Origin of the sequence: Lacihabitans sp. CS3-21, assembly GCF_024343675.1 — a bacterium.
Taxonomy (GTDB): Bacteria; Bacteroidota; Bacteroidia; order Cytophagales; family Spirosomataceae; genus Leadbetterella.
The window spans coordinates 1-10,075 of record NZ_RJUD01000025.1 but is presented as its reverse complement, the minus strand read 5'-3'; the positions used below and the strand labels follow the sequence as shown (position 1 = coordinate 10,075).

The following is a 10,075-nucleotide window of genomic DNA, read 5'->3' as shown; positions in this document are numbered from 1 at the left end:
ATGAAAAAATATCTAATACTGTTCATTTTTAAGTTTTTTGCTTTTCAAGGTCTGGCTCAAGATATTCAAAAATTGAATTTGAAATCATTAAAGGAATTTTTGAAAAGCAGCCCCATAAGCATAAAAAGTGGCTTTAACATAGAGGGAAAATACTATTTGCCAATCGGGATAGATCCTAGGCAATCAAAGTTTCAATATTTTGCAAATGGTTTTTCAAGTATTACACTTGGAAAGGCTTTTAAAGTACCTGTAAGTTTTAGCCTTACCAATCAAGGAATAAGTCTTTTTCACCAATTTTATGGTAAAGATATTGCACAAAGATTTAATCGAATTAGTCTAAAACCTACATTTAAAAACCACACACTTTATTTAGGGACAAATGCCTTGAATTTTTCAAATTATTCTTTGGCTGGACATAGATTTGATGGCTTAGGATATGAGTATAAACCAAAAAACAATGGCATATTCGGGTCTATTGCTTGGGGTCGTTTTTTGCGAAAAGTAGATCCCATTTATGAATATGAAATATTAAAAAATAAACCTTCTTTAGAAAGAAGGGGCGAGGCCTTCAAAATTGGGTATAAAAAAAACAAAGCTGTTTATCAATTTTCGATGCTAATAGCAAAAGACTTAAAAAATATTTCAAAAGATTTAGACTTAACACCTTATAGAAATATAGCCTTTGATGTATCAGCAGAAATACCTATTGCCAATAAAATTGGCGGAAAAATAACATATGGTAAATCCCTCATTTACGATAACAGCAAAAGTGAGTTTTCGTCAAAATCACCAGTTATAAATAGCAATGCCTATTCTGCAGACATTACATATAAAGGTAAAAATGCAGATTATGGCATTGAATATAGTCGAGTGGATCCAAATTTTAAAACCTTTGGAAGCTACTTTTTTAACAACGATCTAGAGACTTTTGCTTTCTCAAATTCACTCAGATTATTGGATGATAAATTAACGCTAATAGATAAGTTTGGGTTTCAACACAACAACTTAAACAACCAAAGCTATCAAAAAAATGGAAACTGGGTTGCAGACCTTGGTTTGGTACATAACCTAAATGAACAATTTAATTATCACATTAACTATTCCAATTTTAGCAACTATTCCAATTTCAATTCAACTTATCAGTTTATCAAATCTTATGATGGTTATGCGAGTTTAGATACCATTAATTACCATCAAATCAATGGCAATATTGGACTTGGATTTCAAATCAATACAAGAAGTGATGCCAGAGTAAAGAAAAATCTAAGCACCGAACTTATGAGGCAATCAAACAACAGCCCGCAAGAACAATCTTATGTAAACTTTGGCAGCATTAACCTTAATATAGAAGCTGCTAAATACAATTTGAATTATGGTTTGGGATTTACATATACCCATACACAAAATGCGGATTTTGACCAGACCCTTTATGGCCCTAATGTGCTGATAATGAAAAAAATAAAAAAACCAAAAATATTAATATCCGAAAATTTCAGTTGGAATTTAAACAGAGAAAACCAGCTTCAAAGAAAATCTTTGATGATGAATTATTTAAACATACAGTGCAATTTCTCTAAAAGTAATCAGGCTTATTTTAAATATAATACCATTATAAATAAGGCATATAAATACAATATTGAGGAAGATAATAGCAACACTTTAGAATCTTTTTTCATTTTGGGTCTCAGGCTACAAATCAATAAATCCTTAAAAAAATGAATACAATTTTGAAAGACAACAAACAGATGAAATCAGTATTGATTTTACTATTCATGATTTTTGTGACAATCAATTTATTTGCAACTGAAAAAAACATCAGGGTTTATTCAGAGCAAGACTGTAAAAAACTTGGACTCAAACCCATTTCTTTGGAAAATGGAGAAACCATTTACCCACAAAATGATGGTAAGCACTTTTTTGTTTTTGAAAATGCAGAAGAATATTTAGCAAGTACTTCACTTTCAACAGAAGGCATTAGACAAGCCATTTTGGCAACCAAACGTGCTGGCAAAATAATAAATGATTTAGGCTCATTTCAATATGTAAGTGCTATGCCCATTGTGATTAACAAAACCAAAGGAGGAGTTAATTATGATATACTATTAGATAAATTGGTCTTCACACCTCAGGGCAACTATATCACTGTGCAAGCCATGATTTCAATGCCAAATGAAGAATATTTATGTTTTGAAGCTTTAGATTTAAAATTTACAGGACAAGGAGGAATTACAAGCGGTTCGCTTGACTTGGTTTTAGGAGATAATAACGATTTAGAAATTTTAAATCTTGAAAAAATTAAACTCTCCCTTATCGCTGGAAAATTAAACTTTGGTTGTAATGGTTTTGAAAGTTTTAGCATAGAAGGAAAAGTAATATTTGACAGGACTTTAATCGTACCAGAAAATCCCGCTAGTGGTAAACCAATAGGTGGTAATGTTGAATCCAGATTTATTGCGGATAATTTACTTGATTGGAATGAGATGGTTTTTAAAATTTCAATTCAGGATTTTCAACTACCCAATATCCCTGATTACGGATTTTCGGTAAAAAATGCAATCATTGACTATAGTGATCAAAAAAATACACCAGGTTTATCTTTTCCAAAAAACTATAGCTCCGAACTTGACCATGAACTTTGGAAAGGCGTATATGCCGATGAGGTAAAAATTAGGTTTCCTAAATCTTTCAAAAAGCGAAATTCAAGTGAATCATTAACCATTAGAGGACAAAATATCATAATCGACAATTTGGGATTCTCGGGGTTCATTTCTGCTGAAAATGTATTGGATTTGAAGTCAGGAGAACTGAAAGGTTGGGACTATTCTATAGAATCAGCCATGCTGCATATTTTAAAAAATAAAGTAAAAGGAGGAGGTTTGGAAGGTAAAATTCGGCTTTCAATAAATGAAGAAAAAAATGCAATTGCCTACAAAGCAATAATTGACCCAAGCCGAGCTTATTATAATTTTTCAGTTAGCAATATAGACGACATCGAATTTGATTTCATAAAAGCTTCAAAAGTTCATCTTGATCCATCTTCTAAAATAAGTTTAATCTATAATGAAGGGGATTTTGATGCCAATGCCTTTTTAAATGGCACCATGAATCTCGGCCAAAAAAATGACAACGACACTACCGTAGTAAAAATCTCTGAAGTAGTTTTTGAAAAACTTTTTGTTTCTACAAGAATGCCTTATTTATCAGCGGGTTATATCGGAAGAAAAAGTTCAGAATCTTCAAAACTGGCAAATTTTGATATTAATATAACCCTTCCAGTGTTTGAGGTAATGGATGGAAATGCAAAAATGAGCATGGCCATTAATGTCAACCTCGACAAAGCTGGAATTGAGGCCAAAGGCGGTTTCTTTATTAAGTCCAAACTTCATGACATAGGCGGCAGACACTTTTGGCGATTAAATAGCTTTGGAGTAGATGCTATCCACGTTCATGCCGATTTGTCCAAGTTTTCGTTTGATGGAACCTTAAAGTTTATGCGAAAAAATCCCGTTTATGGAGATGGATTTTATGGTCGCCTAAGTGCACATCTCTCTACAAACGGGAATATGGGACTAGACGCTGTGGCCATGTTTGGAAAATCCATTGAGCAAAAACCCTACTGGATGGTAGATGCCCAACTCCTAACTGGAAACAGCTCAAAGGGTCTCAAAATAGACTTTCTAGCAGGCTCAATGTATAAAAACATGGCTCCAAGCTCAAAATCTGACCCATTTATTCAGACCCTATCAGGAGTAACTTATGAGCCTAACTTTTCTGCAGGATGGGGCGGCAGATTTGCTGTTGCCTTTAGCAAAGGAAGCAGCATGGCAGTTGCTGCCGGATTAGAAATACAAACGAGAGCCGATGGGGCAATCAGTAAAATTGGATTTATAGGCAGAGCAGCTTTTGCAGGTAATGATAATTCTGGTGTGAACAAAGAAATTATTATACAACAATACCTAATGATGTGTAAAGATAGTGATTTGAGCAGATCGGGTGGAATTGCAGGCAAACTGGACAATGACCCAGCTACAATTCAAATTATTTCTGACAGATTTGCACCTTCTGGCGAGGGTGGTATAAATGGAACAAAGGCATCAATTATTGTAAAATTTGATTTTGAAAATGATTCTTATTACGGCAAACTGGGCGTGTCATTTACTGCACCAGCATTTGGTATTCAGGCAGTAGGGGCATTTTTATCCTCCCCAAACAAATGGTTTGTACATATCGGAGAGCCCCCTTTGAGCTCAAGGATTATTATTATCTCTCCTTCACTTCCGCCTATAAATGGATATTTTATGATTGGCGATGGCATTGCTGCTTTACCTGATCCTCAGCCCAATATTTTTGTAAAATACCCTTCAAAAAAAGGCGAAAGAAATGCCAACATAGAGCCATCTACAGTAGCCACGGGAAGAGGTATTGCCTTAGGTGGAGCAGTCTTTTTTCAACCGCCACGTTTAAATATTTTAGGAATACTTGATTTCAGTGTTTATGCCCAAGCAGGATTTGATTTTATGTTGATTAAATATGACGATGGCTTCTATTGTTCCAATAGACCTGGTCAACCATTAGGTGTAAACAATTGGCGGGCCATGGGCCAGCTTTATGCCATGGCATCATTTGCTGCCAAGGCCTTCGGTTTTAATGTACTGTCGCTTGATGCAGGTGCGTTGCTCAGGGCTGCTTCCCCAAATCCCACCTATGCCACCGGACAAGTAGCCGTATCTTTCAGAGCTTTGATGAAAAAATTCAGATTCAATGTTGGTTTTACCCTAGGAGAAGATTGTGAAGTAGCAAAGAGCGATCAATTTTTGGAAAATTTAAGCTTAATAAAAACCAAATTCCCTGAATTTGGAGCACAGGTTAGTCCAAATACAATTCCTAAAATTACAGGTACAGAGGCTTTTGATAAAGACATTGAGGACCCTTCTTTTGAGGGGAAATATCAATTAAAATTAAACCCTGTAGAGGTTAAAACTGAAAAGGGGGAAATTCTAGCCGGAACTACCTCTATCAAAGAAGATGTGCTGACTTTTACCCCTGAAAAGCCATTTCCTGCTTTTCAGAAAGTGTACATGAAATCCAAAGCCCAAGTGTTTTTAAATCAAAATGGATCACTTACGCCTGCTCAAATAGAGGGTGGCTATGTAGAAGAGCCTGTTACTTTAATGTTTATTGCAACCAAGACTGATGCAGAAATGAAAGAAGAACTGGAAGGCCACAAAGCCAAAATAGCAGCTGATGCCCAAGCCATAAAAGATAGAGCAGCGGAAGCGGCAAAACAGATACAGGAAAAAACCGACAATATTGTAAATGCTCTTAATAATACTGCCGACTCTGTAGCCGCGGCATTTATAGCAAATTGTTCAGACTGCTCTCAGGCAGGTTTAGACTCACTGAAGAAAATTGGTGGAGAAATGACTACAGGAGTAAATAATGCAACTGCCAATGCAGATTCAACTATTGGAAAAATTCTAAAAAAAGCTTTAAAAGAAGTGGATGATGTTGTGGACAAAGCTGAAAAAGAGGCAATAGAAGTCCTCGAAAAAGGAGGGAAAAACATTGAAGAATTACAACAAAAAGCCAAAGATGAACTTGAGCAATACACGGAAGATATTCTGAATATATACAAAGGCTATTGTTCGTCCACCTTCTCATGGCAAGGCACTCCAGAAGGATTTAGAGATAGCCAAATTGCTTGCTTAAATTTTAGAAAAGAGGCAGAATCTAAGATAAAAGACAAAAAAGAAGATTTAAGCATTTTTTATGGTAAACTAAAGCAAGATGAAGTTGACTTCGCAATAAATACATCGGATCAAATAATGGCAAAAGCACAAGCAGACTGCGATGTAATAATGAAAGCAGCTGAAAAAGAATGTCAAACCGTAATTGATGAATTAAAAAAACAATGCGAATCCATAATGCAAGCCGCCAGCGAAAAATGTAAGAAAATCCAAGGCTACTCTGAAAAAATTAATATAGATGAATACATCCATAATCTTTTCAATAAAATTGATTTCAGCGTTGTTACTGACCCTGGAAAAACTGTCATAAACAATTGTATTGACCCCTCTAACCCACAAATAATTGTTTCGAACAAAAACATCATAAAAGGGCAATCGGTAAATTTAACTGGGTCTGGATGTGCCATTAACACCTCTTATCTCTGGAATGATACCTATATTGGAGCGAATTGGTCGGTTACGCCAAACGAAACACAGCAATATACACTTGCATGCAAACTCCTAAACTGTGAAGCCAAAAAAACTTTTGTAACCATAAACGTAACAGCGGATGTCCCTCCTGCTGATATCAGTGGACAAAACAATTCAATTGCCTCGTCTGGAAACAATGGCAGTACCCAGAATAACAATGAAAATAATTCTAGTTCTGGAAGTTCAAATGGAAATACTGAAACCAACCCTAATCCTGAAAATACCGACGAAAATAAGAATAACCACCATCCATGTGAGGGCATTTCTAATCCTAATGCTTGGGTTAGTAACAGCAACGTTTATGTAGGAACAAGGGTAGATTTATCAGCCAACGGCTGTGCTGATGGAAGCCAATACAGTTGGACAGATCTTGGCTTGAACGCACAGAGTACCTCAACAACGGTAGAAAAATCAACGTACTACAACATTAAATGTGTGAAGACTGGTTGCGAAGATAGGTTGGGCGGCGTATATGTAGAAGCCATTCCTCCACCAGCTGACCCTTGCTCCCATTTGGCCTCGCCTTCAATAAGTGGAAATTCGCAAATCAATACAGGACAACAAGTAAGTTTGGGTGCATATGGTTGTATTGCTGGAAGTTCTTATTCATGGGATACTGGAGATGAAGGTCAAAACCTGACGGTGAGCCCTAATTCTTCTAGATATTACACGGTGACTTGCATAAAATCACATTGTGAAAACCAATCGGCTAGTATTTATATAAACGTTACAGATCCATGTGAAGGCCATCATCAGCCCAATGTTTATGCTGACAACTACGATGTATATTATGGTCAATCGACCGTATTACATGCGAGCTGTCCTGGTGGATCAACTTTAAGCTGGGATACCGGTTCAAGCTCCGCTGATAGAACTATTACCATCAATGGAAATTATGTTGCCACTGCCCGATGCACCAGAGAAGGCTGTGAAACCAAGTCTGGTTCAATCACCATCAATGGTTTGGTACCTGTAAGCAACAATACCAACTCGAATAATAATTATAACGACTATAATAGCTACAACAGCTATAACAGCTTTATAAATTTTAGTAATTATAATGCAAATTTTTACACCAACGGATATTATTGAAACATGCAAAAATCCATCAAATAGATTATAAACTGTTCATTAAAATAACCCCATTTCTATTGGTTGGTCGGCATCTCGACCAACTTTAGGAGGAAGGTAAATGGGCAAATACAAAATAAATAATACAACTATGAAAAGATACCTATTTATTACTTTGATGCTCCTGACCCTGAAAGTTCAATCTCAAGAGAAATCTTTGGGTTTGGTTGCCAAAGTGGAGCCTCACCGCGTGATATTGCGTTGGATGCCGCTCGATTATAAAACCTGGCAGCAAGGAGCCCAAAAAGGCTATGATATATACAGATACGAGGCTCAGGATAGTTTAGGAACTGTTAAACGTCTGAATAAACAAACGATCAGGCCATTACCTAATGCAGCTTGGAATACCCATTCTTCGTATGCTCAAGTAGTAAAAAAAATACAGGAAAAACCTTATACGGCAGACACTACCCAACAAAACCTCTATTTGGCATTGGCACTCCAGATGAGCCATATGGAAGCAGATATTGCTCAAGCCATGGGGCAATATTTTATTGATAGCACAATTGCAAGCAACCGTACTTATGCCTATTTAGTAATTATGGAAGGAGGAAAAATAGCTTTTACGCAAAAAGTTATTCCAAGTGAATACACAATCTTACAAGCACCAAAACTTTTGGAAAGTACCTACAAAGACTCCACTTTTAATTTTAAATGGAGAATGACAGACCCATTGCTTCAAAGTGCTTTTGTGGTAGAAATGTCAGACAACAGTCAAAGAACTTGGAGACCCACCACCGATGCACCCATAGTAGCTGGAGACGAAACTGATGATGCAGGTAATATATTGATAACTTATGCATTAAAAGCACCAAAATTTTACCACCCGTACTATTTTAGAATAAGGGCCATTACTCCATTTGGTCAGCTTTCAGAGCCTTCTGATACGACTTACCTTTACGCCTTCAGAGATAGACTACCCCAAGCACAATTGAAGCACACCATAAATACCGATGGCCAAGTTGAGCTAAGCTGGGTATTTCCCGATTCTTTAAATTTTGATATTCGCGGTTTTGGCATTTTTAGATCTGACAAGCCAGATACCAACTTTGTAGAATATACAAGGGTAAAAAGAGAACTTCGGACCTACGCCGATAAAAAGCCGCTAACTGAAGGCTACTATAAACTGGCCATTGCCGATTGGGAAGGCAATAACCACTTTTCCTTGGCCCAATTTGTTCAGCTTGAAGATTCTATACCACCAAACCAACCCTTATGGAAAACCTCAGAAATTGCTCCTGATGGTGGTGTGCATCTATCCTGGAAAGCCAACAAAGAGAAGGATTTGGCAGGCTACAGAATTTATTATGCGGATAGTCCTGAGGCCGAGTTTAGTGTGCTTACTCCTACCCTCAGCAAAGACAGCACTTTTAGCACTTCTGTTGCCCTCAATTTGCTCAACAAAAAACTATATTATACCCTCGTGGCGGTGGATTTAAGGCTCAATGTATCGAAGCCTGCCGATACCCTGGTATTGATAAGACCAGACACTCTGGCTCCAGCAGCTGCAAATTTTACCCACTTTGAACTCAGCGATACCGCCGTTTATCTCGAATGGGCCAATAGCCCTAGCATAGACTTGGCCTATACTTTGCTCTTGCGAAGGTCAGTTAAGGATACCACCCGTCTGATTTTGGCGAAATTTGACCCAGAGCACAGTATGAAATCATTTTTAGATTCCACAGCCGCCGAAAATACAGAATATGTCTATTCACTTGTACCCGTTGATTTGGCTGGTCTAAAAGCCGACAGTAGCCACATCAGACTTGCAAGCACTTTTTCTGGCATTCGCAAAGCCATTAGTGATCTGAAATTTGAGCCTGACCCCGATGCCAACACCATAAAAATAACCTGGCCAATACCCAATAGAAAAGTTAAGAAATACACGCTTTATCGCCAAGGACCCGCAGACGGCAGCGTGACTCCCTACCAGGTTTTTTCAGGTCAACATGGGTCATATCTCGACCAAAACTTGAGCCAAAATACACCATATAAATACCGCATAATGGCATTGTTTGAAGACAACAGCCGTTCGCAGATTTCAGCAGTTTTCACCACCACTTTACCCACTAAAAAATGAAAATGCTAAAACCACTTTTTGATTTTCTTAAAAAAGAAATTCTAAAAATTCCGTCCTTTCAAAGGAGAATGGTCTGGAGCAGTTCGATGATTCGGCTATGCTTTTCCCTTTTCTTCACCAGCCTTACCGCTACCGCACAACAATACCCTGTAGACTGCCGCATAAGCATTATTCCACCTTATGCCAACCGTTTCTACGACTACCAGAATAGTCCACAGCGTTTTAAGGTGACGTTGTTGTTGAGAGACAACACCAAACCCACCCTCGATGTGGTGCTACAGATACGCCTCAAAGGGCCGGGCCTTGTCATTGAAAATCCTGGAGATTTTTTTACGGCCCAACCCATTACGCTTAGCCCGGGACGGCCCCAGACGCTTTCTGGCCTCGAGCTGAGCGACAATTTTAGCCCTGCCAACCTCGAAACACAAGGCATAGAGCTGGCCGACTTGTTTACTGGAGTAGGCTTGCCGCCAGGACCTTACGAGTGGGAAGTACGAGCCTTTGAGCTGTACCGCGACAGGCAGGTATCCAACACGGCCAGTTTCAGAATGAACCTGGCACTCAATTACCCACCCTTGCTCAACCAACCCACAAACAATGCCCAGCTGGGGCCTACCCAGCCGCAGAGCCTCAACTTCAGTTGGAT

At 38.0% G+C, this 10,075-nt stretch carries 4 protein-coding genes; all 4 read left to right on the top strand.

Annotated elements, in window-relative coordinates:
- Complete coding sequence (locus EGI24_RS13460; RefSeq protein ID WP_255048953.1) at positions 1-1,719, top strand: hypothetical protein; 1,719 nt, start codon at positions 1-3, stop codon at positions 1,717-1,719.
- Complete coding sequence (locus EGI24_RS13455; RefSeq protein WP_255048952.1) at positions 1,716-7,310, top strand: hypothetical protein; 5,595 nt, start codon at positions 1,716-1,718, stop codon at positions 7,308-7,310. The genes EGI24_RS13460 and EGI24_RS13455 overlap by 4 nt, the downstream gene beginning before the upstream one ends.
- 130 nt (positions 7,311-7,440) lie before the next feature.
- Entirely contained in the window at positions 7,441-9,429 is a 1,989-nt protein-coding gene (locus EGI24_RS13450) for a fibronectin type III domain-containing protein (protein WP_255048951.1), read from the top strand.
- Positions 9,426-10,075: hypothetical protein (locus EGI24_RS13445; RefSeq protein WP_255048950.1), on the top strand; the 650-nt coding region annotated here is incomplete at its 3' end. The genes EGI24_RS13450 and EGI24_RS13445, both read left to right, overlap by 4 nt.

Bases quoted from the DNA above. Each gene is read 5' to 3' on its own strand.
- EGI24_RS13460 (WP_255048953.1), top strand. From the start codon at position 1: ATGAAAAAATATCTAATACTGTTCATTTTTAAGTTTTTTGCTTTTCAA.
- EGI24_RS13455 (WP_255048952.1), top strand. From the start codon at position 1,716: ATGAATACAATTTTGAAAGACAACAAACAGATGAAATCAGTATTGATT.
- EGI24_RS13450 (WP_255048951.1), top strand. From the start codon at position 7,441: ATGAAAAGATACCTATTTATTACTTTGATGCTCCTGACCCTGAAAGTT.